A 15788-nucleotide genomic window follows, 5' to 3' on the forward strand; every position below is an offset into this window, starting at 1 on the left:
CGGGCGGCACTGCGTTTGCCCGGCCTACGGTTTTATACCCAATAATCCAGAAGCGCTTTCTTTTCCGCTCATTAATGCTTCTGTTGCTCCATCCCACAAAATGCGTCCCTCCGCGATCACCACCGATCGCGGCGCAATCCGTGCGGCATCTTCGATACTGTGCGACACCATCAGCATCGTCAGCTGCTGGCGCTGACAGACGTCCTTCACCAGCGCCAGCATCTCCTGACGCAGCGCGGGATCGAGCGCCGAGAACGGCTCATCCAGCAGCAGCAGCGGCTGCTCGCGCACCAGACAACGCGCCAGCGCCACGCGCTGACGCTGGCCGCCGGAGAGCTCGCCCGGCAGCCTGTCAATGAACCCGGTGATCCCCATCTGTGCGGCAATGATCTCCAGCTTCTGGCGCTGGGCATCGTTCAGCCTGAGCCCCGGATGCATTCCCAGCGCGATGTTTTGCCGCACCGTCAGATGGGTAAACAGGTTGTTTTCCTGAAACAGCATCGACACAGGACGTTTAGCCGGAGGGGCGTCGGTGAAATCACGATTATCGATGGCTATCGACCCGCTGGCAGGTTGCAGAAAACCAGCGATCAAATTGAGCAAGGTGCTTTTCCCGGCACCGCTTGGGCCAAGCACCGCAATACGCTCGCCCTGCTGAACGGAGAGCGTGAAGCGCATCGGCAGATGCTGATAGAGCCAGGTTACATCAGTCAGTTTTAACATCACGCCCCGGGAGTTTTTCGATAACGGTAAATAAGGCAAAGCACAGCAGCAGCAGTAACAGCGCGGTAACCGCGCCGTCCTGACTGCGGTAAGAGCCGATTTGCTGATAAAGCCAGTACGGCAGCGTGCGGAAATCGTCATTACCGAACAGCGCCACGACCCCAAAGTCTCCAATGGAGAGCACGCAGGCAAACGCCAGCGCCTGAGCAAGCGGACGTTTTAGCGCGCGCAGTTCCACAACCTTCAGCCGCTGCCAGCCCTGCATGCCCAGCGACTGACACAGCAAACCGTAGCGGCTGTTGACGTCGCGCATCGGGTTTTCCAGCACCTTAAGCGCGTAGGGGATGGCCATTAAGGCGTTAGTGAAAATCACAATGCCATCGGCCCTTTCCGGCAGGCCGAGGGTGCTGTTGAACAGTAAAAAGAAGCCCGTTGCCAGCACGATACCCGGCATCGCCAGTATCAGCATGCCCGTCAGTTCCAGCATGTGTCCGGCTTTTTGCGCCTGGCGGGCGTAGAGCTCACGGCTGCTCCACAGCAGCATCAGGGTCAGCATAACGCACAGCAATCCGGCAGCCAGCGCTATGCGTACCGAGGTCCAGGTCGCCTGCCAGAGAACGGGCTGTTGCAGGACGGACATAAGATTGAGGTTCATGCCGTCAACGATAACGGCCAGCAGCGGCGGCAACAGCAGCAGGAGCGCCAGCCCGATCAGGATAACATCGCTGATGCGGCTGTGCAGGCTGTCCTGCGGATCGCGCCAGCCGGTTATTTGATGACTGCCAGCGGGAATGGCTTTACTTAGCCGCTGGCTCAACAGTACCAGTGCAAGGCAGCACGCCATCTGGACTATCGCCAGCAGCGCGGCGCGACCGGGATCGTAGTCGTAACTCAGCGCCTGATAAATCGCCAGCTCAATGGTGGTGGCCTGTGGCCCGCCGCCGAGTGACAGCACGGTGGCAAAGCTGGCAAAGCAGAGCATAAAGATTAATGCCGCCACGGGCGGGAGCTGGCGGCGCAGCCACGGCCATTCGACAAAACGAAAGAACGACCAGCCGCGCATGCCGAGCTGGGCGGCAATCTGCCGCTGCTCGCCGGGAATGTTCTCCAGCGCCTGCAAAAAGAGGCGCGTTGCCATCGGCATATTGAAAAACACGTGCGCCAGCAGAATGCCCTGCAGTCCGTAAGGCGAGAATGACCACTCAATACCAAGCTGGCCGAACAGCGAGGCCAGCCAGCCCTGGCGGCCGTAAACGCTCAGAATACCAAATACCGCTACCAGCACGGGCAGGATCAGCGTCATGGCGCACAGGCGCAGCAGGGCCTGCCTGCCGGGGAAACGCCGCCGATAGAGCGCGCGTGCAAGAAAAATAGCCGGGATCGCCGACAGCAGGGCAGAAAGAGCCGCCTGCCAGAAGGAGAACCGGATAACGTGCCAGAGGTAGCTGTCGTGCCAGAGGGCGAGCAGGTCGCTCTCCGGTGCGTTAAACCACAGCGCAAGAAAGGCTCCCAGACTGACCGTCACCATCACGACGGCGGCGAGCAATCCGGGGAGTAACCAGCCGGGAATTAACGGCTGACGGCGCGTTGCCATTCGCTTACCCATGCGGCACGCTGCGCGGCGACCTGCTGCGGCGTAAACTCCAGCGAGGTTTTCGGCTTGGTCAGCTGCTCAAAACCTGCAGGCAGCGCAACGCTGGTGACCGGATACATCCAGTTGCCTGCGGGAATGGCGTTCTGGAATGCCGGTGAAACCATAAACTTCAGGAACTTCTCGGCCAGCTCCGGCTGTTTGCTGGCGGCGGTACGCGCGGCCACTTCCACCTGCAGATAGTGTCCTTCCGCAAAATCAGCCGCAGCATAGTTGTCTTTCTTCTCGGCGATAATGTGGTAGGCCGGGGAGGTGGTGTAGCTCAGCACCAGATCGCTTTCGCCTTTCAGGAACAGGCCATAGGCTTCGCTCCAGCCTTTGGTTACGGTGACGGTTTTAGCGGCCAGCTTCTGCCACGCTTCCGGCGCCTTATCGCCGTAGACTTTCTGCATCCACAGCAGCAGGCCCAGGCCCGGCGTGCTGGTCCGCGGATCTTCGTAAATCACGCGCCACTTCTGGTCGCTTTCCACCAGCTCTTTCAGGCTCTTCGGCGGGTTTTTCAGCTTGTTTTTATCGTAGACGAAAGCAAAGTAGCCGTAGTCGAACGGCACAAAGGTGTCGTTCTTCCAGCCGCCCGGCACGTTAACGGCCTCTGCCGCGACGCCGCTTTTGGCAAAGAGGTTGGTTTGCGAGGCGGCTTCCAGCAGGTTGTTATCCAGCCCGAGCACCACGTCGGCCTTGCTGTTTTTGCCTTCCATGCGCAGGCGGTTGAGCAGCGAAACGCCATCTTCCAGCGCCACGAACTTCAGCTCGCAGTTGCAGTCCGCTTCAAAGGCTTTTTTGACAACCGGGCCAGGGCCCCAGTCGGCGGAGAAGGAGTCGTAGGTGTAGACCGTCAGAACGGGCTTGGCTAAAGCGGGCAGCGCGAACAGCGCCAGCAGGGGGAGAACTTTTTTTAACACTTTGCACCTCAGGGTTGAGTGGCAAAGGATTTTGAGCGACAGCCTCAAATCCCTTCGCCGGCGTTATCCGGATCAGGTTCGACGGGTATTATCTCAGCGCACATCTGTGATGCAGCACCCCGTTGAGAACGGCGCTATTGTAATGATTTGGTGAATATTACGAAAGCGTTATGGCTCCGGGGGCGCAAACCAGGCGGATTTAAAATCAAACCAGCCCAGGGTGTTCATCCGCAGGCCGCGCATGCTGCGCTGGCCCTGGATCATCAGCCAGTGGTGGATCAGCGGGACGATCGCCTGCTCGGCCAGCAGCTGCTGGCACCACACGGCAAGATTCATCTCGCCCGCACGCCACATAGCGGCATCCTGCTGCCAGTCCCTGTCGATGCAGTGCTGGATCAGCGGGACTTCATACAGGTGTGAGAATAATGAAAAATCGAGCGGCAGGGTGAAGTTGGCGCTGTTGAGCCAGATATCGCTGGCGATTTCCCCCTGATGCCATTCGTCATAGTCCACTTCCCTGATGTCCAGCCTGACTCCCTCCGCTGCCAGCAGGCGGGTCATGATCCTCGCGATAAAACGATGCTCAACATGATCGCGGTAGTAGGTCAGGGTGATGGACTCCAGCCCTGCGGGTTTGTCGCAGCGCGTTGGTCGGGCATGGTGCCAGCGCGGAAGCAGGCCGTACGCCGGGAACCAGTATGTCTGGTACTGCTCTTCCGCATGGTAGATAAGATTGGAAGGAGACAGCACGTGGCTGATCCACTTGCGGACAGCCGGGTTTGCCCCACGGTGGGTGCGGCGGTCAAAGAGGAGATAGTAGCAGCCCTCCTCCAGGCGGCTCTCCACGGCCTTTTCTCCGGTGGTGGGGCCTTCAAGCGTCAGCCCGCAGCTCAGGTCTTCATTGAGATCCGGCAATACCCACACGTTCACTTCGTCGATCAGCGCCCGATAGCCAAAGTAGTCATCGAATGCGCGGATTTTCAGCTGGTTGCTGTTATTGCGGGAGACGGAGTAGGGCCCGGTGCCAATCGGCAGGCTGGCAAAATTGTTCATCGACTCCCACTCGGCGGGCAAAATCATCGACGGCACATAGCCCAGCAGCCAGGGAAGCCACTTGTCCTGCTGCGCCAGCTCAATATCCAGCGTCCAGGCCGTGGGGGAGTGGATGCGCGAAATATGCGAGTAGAGCGGCAGCCTGCGGGCGCGTTCCAGAGAGGCGATGACGTCGTGCATCTCCAGCTCGCGGCCGTGGTGAAAGTGGATGCCGGGGCGTAAGAAGAAGCGCCAGTGGCGCGGGGAAAGCTGCTGCCAGTGGTGCGCGATATCCGCCTCCAGTTCCCCGTTTTCCTCATTTATCCGCGTCAGGCCGCTGAAGATTTGTCGGGCCATGTGGGTTTCAGAACGCCGTAACGCCGTGCCGGGCAACAGATTTTTCATCGGACGGTAGTAGAGCACCCGCAGAATGTGTCGGCCCTGACGAAAACTGCGTCCGAGATGGGAGACCAGCATTTGGCGCACGGCGGCCTTGTCGCCCACCAGCTGGACCAACTGATCGATACGGTCCTGCTCGAGCAGGTCTTCTGCACGCTGCTGCTGCAATGCCAGCCCGGTGTAGAGAAAGGTCAGCCGCGAGCGTTTCCCGCGTCCCGCCTCCGCTTCCCAGCTTAACCACCCCTGCTGCTGCATGGTATTGAGCAGCGTGCGCATATGGCGGCGGGAACAGCTAAGCAGGTCAGCCAGCTCGTTGAGCGTGGTTTCCTGCGATTGCCCCTCGCAGCACTGCCAGAGGCGGATAAATTGTTGCTGCAGACGACCGGAAGGCATAAAAGAGGAACTCCTGACAAAAAACCAGCAATTTATTAATCCCTATATTAGGCCAATAATGCTTCCCGATGAAGCGAGGAGGTAAATGATGAAGAGGTCTACCGCACGTCAGTTTTATCAGCAGTACTTTTCAGCGACAAAAGGATCGTCCTGGCTGGCCCGCCCGTGTGCAGAGCAACGGCTGAAAATGTTAGAAGAACTGATGCAGTGGGACGTTACGAAACCGGCCTCTTCTCGCTGACTCGCCTCGATCATGTGTGACTGAGTATTGGTGCTAATCACCCGCCAGCAAAATGTTTTTGCTGGCTTTTTTCGTTTATTCTTTCACCCAATTTCGATTCGCTTTCACAAGGACTTGCGCATGCTGTGGTTGATGACGATGGGGCGACGCCTGAACGGCGTGTATGCCGCTTTTATGCTGGTGGCCTTTATGATGGGCGTGGCGGGAGCGCTGCAGGCGCCGACGCTGAGCCTGTTTCTCAGCCGCGAGGTGGGGGCACAGCCGTTCTGGGTGGGGCTGTTTTATACCGTCAACGCGATTGCCGGGATCCTGGTCAGCCTCGCGCTGGCGAAACGATCGGACAGCCAGGGCGATCGTCGTAAGCTGATCCTCTTTTGCTGCGCCATGGCCGTGGGCAACGCGCTGCTCTTTGCCTTTAACCGCCATTACCTGACGCTCATTACCTGCGGCGTGCTGCTGGCCTCTCTTGCGAACACCGCCATGCCGCAGCTGTTTGCGCTGGCCCGGGAATACGCGGATAACTCGGCGCGGGAAGTGGTGATGTTCAGCTCGGTGATGCGTGCCCAGCTCTCGCTGGCGTGGGTCATTGGCCCGCCGCTGGCCTTCATGCTGGCGTTGAACTACGGCTTTACCGCGATGTTCTCCATCGCGGCCGGGATTTTTGTCATCAGCCTGGCGCTGATAGCCTTTGCGCTGCCGTCCGTGGCGCGCGTCGAACAGACAGCGGATAAACCGCTCACCCAGGTGAGCGGCTGGCAGGACAAAAACGTCCGCATGCTGTTTATTGCCTCCACGCTGATGTGGACCTGCAACACCATGTACATCATCGACATGCCGCTGTGGATCAGCAGCGATCTGGGCTTACCGGACAAGCTCGCGGGGATCTTAATGGGCACCGCTGCCGGGCTGGAAATTCCGGCGATGATTCTGGCGGGCTATTACGTTAAGCGCTTTGGGAAGCGTCGGATGATGATCGTCGCCGTGGCGGCCGGGGTGCTGTTTTACGCGGGACTGATCCTTTTCCATTCGCGTGAAGCGCTGCTGGCGCTGCAGCTGTTTAATGCTGTGTTTATTGGCATCGTTGCCGGGATCGGCATGCTCTGGTTCCAGGATTTAATGCCGGGCCGCGCCGGGTCGGCGACCACGCTTTTTACCAACAGCATTTCGACCGGAGTGATCCTGGCGGGGGTGATTCAGGGGGCGCTGGCGCAAAGTTACGGGCATGGCTCAGTTTACTGGGTGATTGCCGCGATTTCGGTGGTTACGCTTGGGCTGACTTGCCGGGTTAAGGATGTCTGATTCTGGAAGGCGGCTTTACGAAACAAATCAATGGCCCGCTTTTTGCGGGCCATTGTCTTTAGCCCATAAACGCAGGCTGTTTTTTCTCGTACGCGGAGATGGCGTCTTCGTGCTGGAGAGTTAAACCAATGCTGTCCAGACCGTTCAGCATGCAGTGGCGACGGAAGGCATCAATGCTGAAGCTGTAGGTTTTATCCCCGGCTTTCACCACTTCCCCTTCCAGATCCACTTCAAACGACATGCCCGGATTTGCCTTAACCAGCGCGAACAATTCATCGACCTGTTCGTCGCTCAGCGTCACCGGCAGCAGCTGGTTGTTGAAGCTGTTGCCATAAAAGATATCCGCGAAGCTGGGGGCAATGACCACCTTAAAGCCGTAGTCTGTCAACGCCCAGGGGGCGTGTTCACGCGACGAGCCGCAGCCAAAGTTTTCCCGCGCCAGCAGGATGGATGCGCCTTTGTACTCCGGGAAGTTCAGAACGAATTCCGGATTAGGCACCTCGCCTTTATCGTCCAGGAAACGCCAGTCGTTGAACAGGTGCGCGCCAAAGCCAGTGCGGGTCACCTTCTGCAAAAACTGCTTAGGAATGATCGCGTCCGTATCAACGTTAGCGGCGTCCAGCGGGACAACACGGCCCGTATGTTGGGTAAATTTCTCTGCCATGATTGTCTCCTTATTTCAGGCTGCGAATGTCGGCGAAATGACCGGTGACTGCCGCAGCGGCGGCCATTGCCGGGCTGACCAGATGGGTGCGCCCACCGCGGCCCTGACGGCCTTCAAAGTTACGGTTGCTGGTGGAGGCACAGCGCTCACCCGGATTCAGGCGATCGTTGTTCATGGCCAGGCACATGGAGCAGCCAGGCAGGCGCCACTCGAAGCCTGCTTCGATAAAGATCTTATCCAGACCTTCGGCTTCCGCCTGGGCTTTCACCGGACCGGAGCCTGGAACCACCAGCGCCTGCACGCCCGGTGCGACTTTACGGCCTTTGGCAATCTCTGCCGCCGCACGCAAATCTTCGATACGGGAGTTGGTGCAGGAGCCGATAAAGACCTTATCAATGGTCACGTCGGTCAACGGTACGCCGGGTTTCAGCCCCATATAGGCCAGCGCTTTTTCCGCACTGGCGCGCTCGACAGGATCGGCGAAGGAGGCCGGATCGGGAATGGCGTCGTTGACGGAAATTACCTGGCCCGGGTTGGTTCCCCAGGTCACCTGAGGGGCAATCTCTTCTGCCTGCAGTGTGACAACGGTATCAAACCTTGCCCCGTCGTCGGTTTTCAGGGTTTTCCAGTATGCTACCGCGTCGTCAAAATCCTGGCCCTTCGGCGCGTGCAGACGGCCCTTCACATAGTTGAAGGTCGTTTCATCTGGCGCGACCAGACCGGCTTTGGCACCCATCTCAATGGCCATATTGCACAGGGTCATGCGACCCTCCATGCTCAGCGCCTGAATCGCGTCGCCGCAGAATTCAACGACGTGGCCGGTACCGCCTGCGCTGCCGGTTTTACCGATGATCGCCAGCACGATGTCTTTCGCGGTAATGCCAGGTGCCGCTTTGCCCTTCACTTCAATCTTCATCGTTTTGGCGCGGCCCTGCTTCAGGGTCTGCGTCGCCAGCACGTGTTCAACTTCAGACGTGCCAATCCCGAACGCCAGGGCGCCAAACGCGCCGTGGGTTGCGGTATGGGAGTCGCCGCAGACGATGGTCATGCCCGGCAGGGTAATTCCCTGCTCTGGCCCCATCACGTGAACGATGCCCTGATAGGGGTGGTTCAGATCGTACAGCTCAACGCCAAATTCGTTGCAGTTCTTGATCAGCTCCTGCATCTGGATACGCGCCATCTCACCCGAGGCATTAATGTCTTTGGTCTGGGTGGAAACATTGTGATCCATCGTCGCGAAGGTTTTACCCGGCTGACGTACCGGGCGCTTGTGCGCGCGCAGGCCGTCAAATGCCTGAGGAGAGGTCACTTCGTGTACCAGATGACGGTCAATGTACAGCAGTGGGGTTTCGTTTGGTGCCTCGTAGACAACGTGCGCATCAAACAATTTTTCGTATAACGTTTTGGCCATGATTACACCCCTTCAGCGACATAGCGGGCAATAATGTCGCCCATTTCATCGGTACTGACTGCCGCCGCGCCGCGTGATAAATCACCGGTACGAACGCCTTCTTCTAACGCCCGGTTAATGGCATTTTCAATTGCGGTTGCTGCATCGCCTGCATCCAGGCTGTAGCGCAGCAGCAGGGCCAGAGAGAGGATCTGCGCAATCGGGTTAGCGATGTTTTTGCCCGCAATATCCGGCGCGGAACCGCCTGCCGGCTCGTACAGGCCAAAACCTTCTTCATTCAGGCTGGCGGATGGCAGCATGCCCATAGAGCCGGTGATCATCGCGCACTCGTCTGACAAAATGTCGCCGAACAGGTTGGAGCACAGCAGCACGTCAAACTGGGACGGATCTTTAATCAGCTGCATGGTCGCGTTGTCGATGTACATGTGCGACAGCTCAACGTCCGGGTACTGCTTCGCGACTTCGCTGACGATCTCGCGCCACAAGATGGAAGACTGCAGCACGTTCGCTTTATCAATGGAGGTCACTTTATGGCGGCGCTTGCGCGCTGACTCAAAGGCGATATGGGCGATACGTTCAATTTCGAAGCGGTGATACACCTCGGTGTCGAACGCCTTCTCATGCTGGCCGCTGCCTTCGCGCCCTTTTGGCTGACCGAAATAGATCCCGCCGGTCAGTTCACGCACGCACAGAATGTCGAAGCCGTTGGCGGCGATATCCGCGCGCAGCGGGCAGAACTCTTCCAGGCCCTGATACAGCTTCGCCGGACGCAGGTTGCTGAACAGCTTGAAATGTTTACGCAGCGGCAGCAGCGCGCCGCGCTCTGGCTGCTCTGCAGGCGGCAGGTGTTCCCACTTCGGGCCACCGACGGAACCAAACAGCACGGCATCGGCATTTTCACAGCCTTCCACGGTCGCTTTCGGCAGTGGCGTACCGTGGTTATCAATCGCAATACCGCCCACATCGTAGTGGCTGGTGGTGATTTTCATCGCAAAACGCGCGCGAACGGCTTCCAGTACTTTCAGCGCCTGTGCCATCACTTCCGGGCCAATACCGTCGCCCGGTAACACAGCAATATGGTAATTCTTCGACATTACACGGTTTCCTTGTTGTTCTCTTTATTCTGAGCTTTGCGTTGCAACTCTTTTTCGACTTCGGCGGCGCGCCAGATGTTGTTCAGCACATGCACCATCGCTTTCGCGGAGGATTCAACGATATCGGTCGCCAGGCCCACGCCATGGAAACGGCGGCCATTGTGGGTCACAACAATGTCGACCTGGCCCAGCGCATCTTTGCCGTGGCCCTTGGCCGTCAGGTCATATTTCACCAGCTCAACGTCGTACTCGGTGACGCGGTTGATCGCCTGATAAATGGCATCCACAGGGCCGTTTCCGTTCGCCGCTTCGGCCTTAATTTCATCACCGCAGGCCAGCTTGACAGAGGCAGTGGCGATGTCGCTGGAGCCGGACTGCACGTTGAAGTAATCCAGACGGAAGTGCTCTGGCTCTTCCTGCTGCTTGTTAATAAAGGCCAGCGCTTCCAGGTCGTAGTCGAACACCTGACCTTTTTTGTCGGCCAGCTTCAGGAAAGCGTCGTACAGCTGATCCATGTTGTAATCGCTGTCCTTATAACCCATCTCTTCCATGCGGTGCTTCACCGCCGCACGGCCGGAACGGGAGGTCAGGTTCAACTGGACCTGGTTCAGGCCGATGGATTCCGGGGTCATAATTTCGTAGTTTTCACGGTTCTTCAGCACGCCATCCTGGTGAATGCCGGAGGAGTGCGCGAAGGCACCCGTGCCGACGATCGCTTTGTTGGCCGGAATCGGCATGTTGCAAATCTGGCTGACGGTCTGGCTGGTGCGCCAGATCTCGTTGTGATTGATGCGGGTGTGCACGTCCATGATGTCTTTGCGCACTTTGATCGCCATGATCACTTCTTCCAGCGAGCAGTTGCCCGCGCGTTCACCGATACCGTTCATCGCGCCTTCTACCTGACGCGCGCCGGCGTGGACGGCTGCGATGGCATTGCCCACGGCCAGACCCAAATCATCATGGGTGTGGACGGAGATAATCGCTTTATCAATGTTCGGTACGCGGTCATACAGGCCGGTGATGATATTGGCGAACTCAAACGGCATGGTGTAGCCGACGGTGTCCGGAATGTTGATGGTTTTGGCGCCGGCATTGATGGCGGCTTCCACCACACGGGCCAGATCTTCAATCGGCGTGCGGCCCGCATCTTCACAGGAGAATTCAACGTCATCGGTGTAGTTACGTGCGCGTTTCACCATATATACCGCGCGCTCAATCACCTCATCCAGCGTACTGCGCAGCTTGGTGGCGATGTGCATAGGTGAGGTGGCAATAAAGGTGTGGATACGGAACGCTTCGGCCACTTTCAGCGACTCAGCCGCGACGTCGATATCTTTTTCAACACAGCGTGCCAGACCGCACACGCGGCTGTTTTTAATGGTGCGGGCGATAGTCTGGACGGATTCGAAATCACCCGGAGACGAGACCGGGAAACCCACCTCCATCACGTCGACACCCATACGTTCGAGAGCCAGCGCGATCTGCAGTTTCTCTTTTACACTCAGGCTTGCCTGTAATGCCTGTTCACCGTCACGTAAAGTAGTATCGAAAATAATGACTTGCTGGCTCATGGGTTAGGTCCTTGTCAGTCTTAGGGCGCCTTGCTACGAGCATAAAAAAACCCGCGCAGTGGCGCGGGTTTTTAGTCTTACTGGTGACGATTCAACGCTGAATTTCGCCCGCCAGTCTACCGCGCACAGTGGATGCGTTTAGTAGTAGTAGACCGGTGAAACGAATGGTGCGAATCATGAATCGTGCTCCGTTAAATTCAATATGCTTTTAGTGGTACTGGATACGCCAGTTGATGTCAACCCCTGATGATAAAAACGGGCCCGACGGGCGTAATCAGCAGGATAATTACTTTAGCTAATTGTGCTGGTTTTGGCTTTTACGACCCGACTAATTGTCTAATTTTGGACTGAAGAAAACAGTTGCAAAAACAAATAAATATAATTGTTTCAAATGAGTGACGCGCGTTACTGAGAATGTTCTGTACGTAAAGGGTTTTAATATCATTAAGTTATAATTATGGTGAATCTATTGCGCTTCGCTGAAAAACGAAAAGAGATAACATGTTATTAACTAACTGCAGAGCGGTGGCGATAACAGTTTAATAATACTTAAGTCATCATTAACCTGGCGGTCATTGTGTATTTGTTTGGTTTATGGTTTCATTTGAATCCTAAAGTCAAACATATCATTTGCGCTATTTTCTTTTCGTTTATATAGCGTCTTTATATATTCTGAATTTTAAATAATTCTCTTTCGCTGATCGTATTTGCATGATAAATCATATTTTTCGAGATGATTAGCGTACGTTGGCAAAGGGAGTTTAGCGTGACAGTGGAGTCAGAAGTGCCAGAAAATAATATTAAACAACCTCAAGCTACTGATGGGATTAAACCGCAGTTACGCACGGTGGATCTTAATCTTCTGACGGTGTTTGATGCGGTCATGCAGGAACAGAATATCACCCGCGCCGCCCAGGCGTTGGGGATGTCGCAACCTGCTGTGAGTAATGCCGTTGCCAGACTCAAGCTCATGTTTAACGACGAATTATTCGTTCGTTACGGGAGGGGGATCCAGCCTACGGCACGCGCATTCCAGCTGTTCGGTTCCATCCGCCAGGCGTTGCAGTTGGTGCAAAATGAGCTGCCGGGATCGGGCTTTGAACCCTTGAGCAGCGAGCGCGTATTCCATCTTTGTGTCTGCAGTCCATTAGATAATTATTTAACGTCGATTATTTATAATAAAGTTGAAGAGATCGCACCAAATATCAATCTGGTTTTTAAATCATCCCTGAATCAAAACACGGAACATCAGTTACGCTATCAGGAGATCGAATTCGTGCTGGGGTATGAAGAGTTCCGTCGTCCGGAATTTTCCTGCGTGCCGCTCTTTAAAGATGAAATGGTTCTTGTCGCCAGTAAAAAACACCCACGTCTGAATTCTCCGCTGCGAGAAAACGATGTTTATAACGAACAGCACGCCGTTGTTGCTCTCGACAGATATGCTTCCTTTAGCCTGCCGTGGTATGACACTGCGGATAAACAGGCTTGCGTGGCTTATCAGGGCATGGCTATGGTCAGCGTATTAAACGTGGTCTCCCAGACACAGCTGGTAGCGATTGCACCGCGCTGGCTGGCAGAAGAGTTTTCTGACCCATTAAATCTGCAAATTTTGCCACTGCCGCTTAAGTTAAATAGCCGAACCTGTTATCTCTCCTGGCATGAAGCGGCCGGACGGGATAAAGGACACCAGTGGATGGAAGAGTTGCTGGTTGGTATCTGTCGCCGGTAAACGCATCGGGATAAATCGCATCGGATCATGTGATTTATCCTGAGTTTTTTTGGATAGTTGCTATTTTGTTCTGTGAGTCTTTTTTTCAGGCGGCTCTTCGGCACGCAAAAATAGATGATTTCCTGCATTGTCCTGCTTTTCAGCGATGATTTATCACACCGTCCTCTATTCTCAGAGGAATTAACCATATCTTCTGTTAACGGCTGCGTTTTCTGCTTTACGCACCGTTTATCTCCCCGGGTTTGCTAATTGCCTGCCTCATAACGAGCGGTTAAGGTAAAGAACACTCTGCAAAATATAAGATTGGTTCATCCCAATCGTAAGACGGTGCGGAAATGAATTCGGCAGTCCGTCTATAACAAAATGCCTGGAGGCAAAGCATGGAGATGTTGTCTGGCGCGGAAATGGTCGTCCGGTCGCTGATCGATCAGGGCGTAAAGCAAGTGTTCGGCTACCCTGGCGGCGCGGTCCTCGATATTTATGATGCCCTCCATACGGTAGGGGGCATTGACCATGTTCTGGTACGTCACGAGCAGGCGGCGGTGCACATGGCCGACGGCCTGGCGCGTGCGACGGGTGAAGTGGGCGTGGTCCTGGTCACGTCCGGCCCCGGCGCGACAAACGCCATTACCGGCATTGCGACGGCGTATATGGACTCTATCCCGCTGGTGATCCTCTCCGGGCAGGTAGCCACCTCGCTGATTGGCTACGATGCTTTTCAGGAGTGCGACATGGTCGGGATTTCGCGTCCCGTGGTGAAGCACAGCTTCCTGGTTAAGCAAACCGAAGATATTCCCGGCGTACTGAAAAAAGCCTTCTGGCTGGCGGCAAGCGGACGCCCGGGACCGGTGGTGGTCGATCTGCCTAAAGACATTCTGAACCCGGCAAACAAGCTGCCTTACGTCTGGCCGGAATCGGTGAGCATGCGTTCTTACAACCCGACAACGCAGGGGCATAAAGGTCAGATCAAGCGAGCGTTGCAAACGCTTCTGGCAGCCAAAAAACCGGTCGTCTATGTCGGGGGCGGAGCGATCAATGCAGCCTGTGAAGCCCAGCTTCGTGAACTGATTGAAAAACTCAACCTTCCTGTTGCGTCGTCGCTGATGGGGCTGGGGGCGTTTCCCGCCACCCACCGCCAGGCGCTGGGTATGCTGGGTATGCACGGTACCTATGAAGCCAACATGACGATGCATCACTCCGATGTGATCTTTGCCGTCGGTGTGCGTTTTGACGATCGTACCACCAACAACCTGGCGAAATATTGCCCGAATGCCACCGTGCTGCATATTGATATCGATCCGACGTCAATATCTAAAACGGTGTCGGCTGATGTGCCGATCGTCGGTGATGCCCGTCAGGTTCTGGAACAGATGCTGGAGCTGCTGGCCCAGGAGAAAGCGACCCAGCCGCTGGATGAGATCCGCGACTGGTGGCAGCAGATTGAACAGTGGCGCGCGCGTCAGTGCCTGAAATATGACACGCAGAGCGAAAACATTAAGCCGCAGGCGGTCATCGAAGCGGTGTGGCGACTGACGAAAGGTGAAGCGTATGTGACCTCAGACGTGGGCCAGCATCAGATGTTTGCTGCCCTGTATTATCCGTTTGATAAACCGCGACACTGGATCAACTCGGGTGGCTTAGGCACCATGGGCTTTGGTCTGCCTGCCGCGCTGGGCGTGAAGCTGGCGCTGCCGGATGAAACCGTCGTCTGCGTGACCGGAGACGGTAGTATCCAGATGAACATTCAGGAGCTGTCTACCGCGCTGCAGTATGAACTGCCGGTTCTCGTGCTGAACCTGAATAACGGCTACCTCGGCATGGTGAAGCAGTGGCAGGATATGATTTATTCTGGCCGTCACTCACAGTCATACATGAAATCGCTGCCGGATTTTGTTCGTCTTGCTGAAGCTTACGGCCATGTTGGCATGCGGGTAACCGATCCGGCCGAGCTGGAAACGAAGCTCGCACAAGCGCTTGAGCACGTTAAAAACAACCGCCTCGTCTTTATGGATGTGATTGTTGATGGAACCGAGCACGTCTATCCGATGCATATTCGGGGTGGTGGTATGGATGAAATGTGGTTAAGCAAAACGGAGAGAACCTGATATGCGCCGGATATTATCAGTTTTACTGGAAAACGAGTCTGGCGCACTGTCGCGCGTCATTGGCCTTTTTGCGCAGCGCGGCTATAACATTGAAAGCCTGACCGTCGCCCCGACGGAAGACCCAACGCTGTCGCGCATGACGATCCAAACCGTCGGCGACGCTAAGGTGCTTGAACAGATTGAGAAACAGCTGCATAAGCTGGTCGACGTGCTGCGCGTGAGCGAGCTGGGGCAAGGGGCCTACGTTGAACGTGAGGTCATGCTGGTGAAAATTCAGGCCAGCGGCTACGGGCGTGAAGAAGTCAAACGCAATGCGGATATTTTCCGCGGACAGATTATCGACGTCACGCCTTCTCTTTATACCGTTCAGCTGGTCGGGACGAGCGACAAGCTGGATGCGTTCCTGGCGTCCGTACGGGATGTCGCAAAAATTGTCGAGGTGGCGAGATCGGGTGTTGTGGGTCTGTCACGCGGCGAGAAAATCATGCGTTAGTTGTCAAAAAGGTTCGCCTCTTTCTGCCCGGTCACCAAAGCCGGGCTTTTTTTTGCGTAATCAGCCGACAACGCAGATAAA

At 56.1% G+C, this 15788-nt stretch carries 14 protein-coding genes and 1 riboswitch; of the genes, 5 read left to right on the forward strand and 9 right to left on the reverse strand.

What is annotated here, in order from left to right:
* Window positions 1–24 precede the first annotated feature (24 nt).
* From thiQ to sgrR, 4 genes are all read right to left on the reverse strand, one after another.
* Window positions 25–723, reverse strand: a complete 699-nt coding sequence (thiQ, locus tag FHC52_RS02285; RefSeq protein WP_126287608.1) for a thiamine ABC transporter ATP-binding protein ThiQ — start codon at window positions 721–723, stop codon at window positions 25–27.
* Window positions 707–2317 (reverse strand): thiamine/thiamine pyrophosphate ABC transporter permease ThiP, encoded by a 1611-nt coding sequence (gene thiP, locus FHC52_RS02290; RefSeq protein ID WP_126287609.1) that lies wholly within the window; start codon window positions 2315–2317, stop codon window positions 707–709. Before thiP ends, thiQ begins: the two co-directional genes overlap by 17 nt.
* Window positions 2293–3276: a thiamine ABC transporter substrate binding subunit gene (gene thiB / locus FHC52_RS02295; protein WP_045371592.1), complete on the reverse strand. Its 984-nt coding sequence runs from the start codon at window positions 3274–3276 to the stop codon at window positions 2293–2295. Before thiB ends, thiP begins: the two co-directional genes overlap by 25 nt.
* Window positions 3277–3307: 31 nt before the next feature.
* A riboswitch (TPP riboswitch) is annotated at window positions 3308–3408 on the reverse strand.
* 36 nt (window positions 3409–3444) lie between these two features.
* Window positions 3445–5100 (reverse strand): HTH-type transcriptional regulator SgrR, encoded by a 1656-nt coding sequence (gene sgrR, locus FHC52_RS02300; RefSeq protein ID WP_220419888.1) that lies wholly within the window; start codon window positions 5098–5100, stop codon window positions 3445–3447.
* Window positions 5101–5188: 88 nt separating this feature from the next.
* Between sgrR and sgrT the strand changes: the two genes are divergently transcribed.
* Together sgrT and FHC52_RS02310 are read left to right on the forward strand one after the other, a co-directional pair.
* Window positions 5189–5341: a glucose uptake inhibitor SgrT gene (gene sgrT / locus FHC52_RS02305; RefSeq protein ID WP_008502002.1), complete on the forward strand. Its 153-nt coding sequence runs from the start codon at window positions 5189–5191 to the stop codon at window positions 5339–5341.
* Between the two features lie 120 nt (window positions 5342–5461).
* Entirely contained in the window at window positions 5462–6640 is a 1179-nt protein-coding gene (locus FHC52_RS02310) for a sugar efflux transporter (RefSeq protein ID WP_032664609.1), read from the forward strand.
* Between the two features lie 58 nt (window positions 6641–6698).
* Here the strand turns inward: FHC52_RS02310 and leuD are convergent, their stop codons facing one another.
* The 5 genes from leuD to leuL all read right to left on the reverse strand — a co-directional run bounded on the left by leuD (window position 6699) and on the right by leuL (window position 11558).
* On the reverse strand, window positions 6699–7304 hold the full coding sequence (gene leuD / locus FHC52_RS02315; protein WP_023324149.1) for a 3-isopropylmalate dehydratase small subunit: 606 nt from the start codon (window positions 7302–7304) through the stop codon (window positions 6699–6701).
* Between the two features lie 10 nt (window positions 7305–7314).
* Complete coding sequence (gene leuC / locus FHC52_RS02320; RefSeq protein ID WP_045335670.1) at window positions 7315–8715, reverse strand: 3-isopropylmalate dehydratase large subunit; 1401 nt, start codon at window positions 8713–8715, stop codon at window positions 7315–7317.
* Between the two features lie 2 nt (window positions 8716–8717).
* Window positions 8718–9809 carry a 3-isopropylmalate dehydrogenase gene (leuB, locus tag FHC52_RS02325; protein ID WP_021240531.1) on the reverse strand — a complete coding sequence of 364 codons (1092 nt, stop codon included), beginning with the start codon at window positions 9807–9809 and terminating at the stop codon, window positions 8718–8720.
* On the reverse strand, window positions 9809–11380 hold the full coding sequence (gene leuA / locus FHC52_RS02330; protein WP_021240530.1) for a 2-isopropylmalate synthase: 1572 nt from the start codon (window positions 11378–11380) through the stop codon (window positions 9809–9811). Before leuA ends, leuB begins: the two co-directional genes overlap by 1 nt.
* A 91-nt stretch (window positions 11381–11471) precedes the next feature.
* The gene (leuL, locus tag FHC52_RS23010) at window positions 11472–11558 is read right to left on the reverse strand and encodes a leu operon leader peptide (protein WP_071530973.1); all 87 of its coding nucleotides are present in this window, start codon (window positions 11556–11558) and stop codon (window positions 11472–11474) included.
* 606 nt (window positions 11559–12164) lie between these two features.
* On the opposite strand from leuL, the gene leuO reads away from it, so the two are divergent.
* The 3 genes from leuO (at window position 12165) to ilvN (ending at window position 15707) form a co-directional block, all read left to right on the forward strand.
* Window positions 12165–13109, forward strand: a complete 945-nt coding sequence (leuO, locus tag FHC52_RS02340; RefSeq protein ID WP_094944006.1) for a transcriptional regulator LeuO — start codon at window positions 12165–12167, stop codon at window positions 13107–13109.
* Window positions 13110–13489: 380 nt separating this feature from the next.
* Complete coding sequence (gene ilvI / locus FHC52_RS02345; RefSeq protein ID WP_008501995.1) at window positions 13490–15214, forward strand: acetolactate synthase 3 large subunit; 1725 nt, start codon at window positions 13490–13492, stop codon at window positions 15212–15214.
* Window position 15215: 1 nt separating this feature from the next.
* Window positions 15216–15707, forward strand: a complete 492-nt coding sequence (ilvN, locus tag FHC52_RS02350) for an acetolactate synthase small subunit (protein ID WP_008501994.1) — start codon at window positions 15216–15218, stop codon at window positions 15705–15707.
* The last annotated feature ends 81 nt before the right edge of the window (window positions 15708–15788 follow it).

The organism is Enterobacter sp. EC_64 (assembly GCF_019584165.1).
GTDB classification, from domain to species: Bacteria; Pseudomonadota; Gammaproteobacteria; order Enterobacterales; family Enterobacteriaceae; genus Enterobacter; species Enterobacter roggenkampii.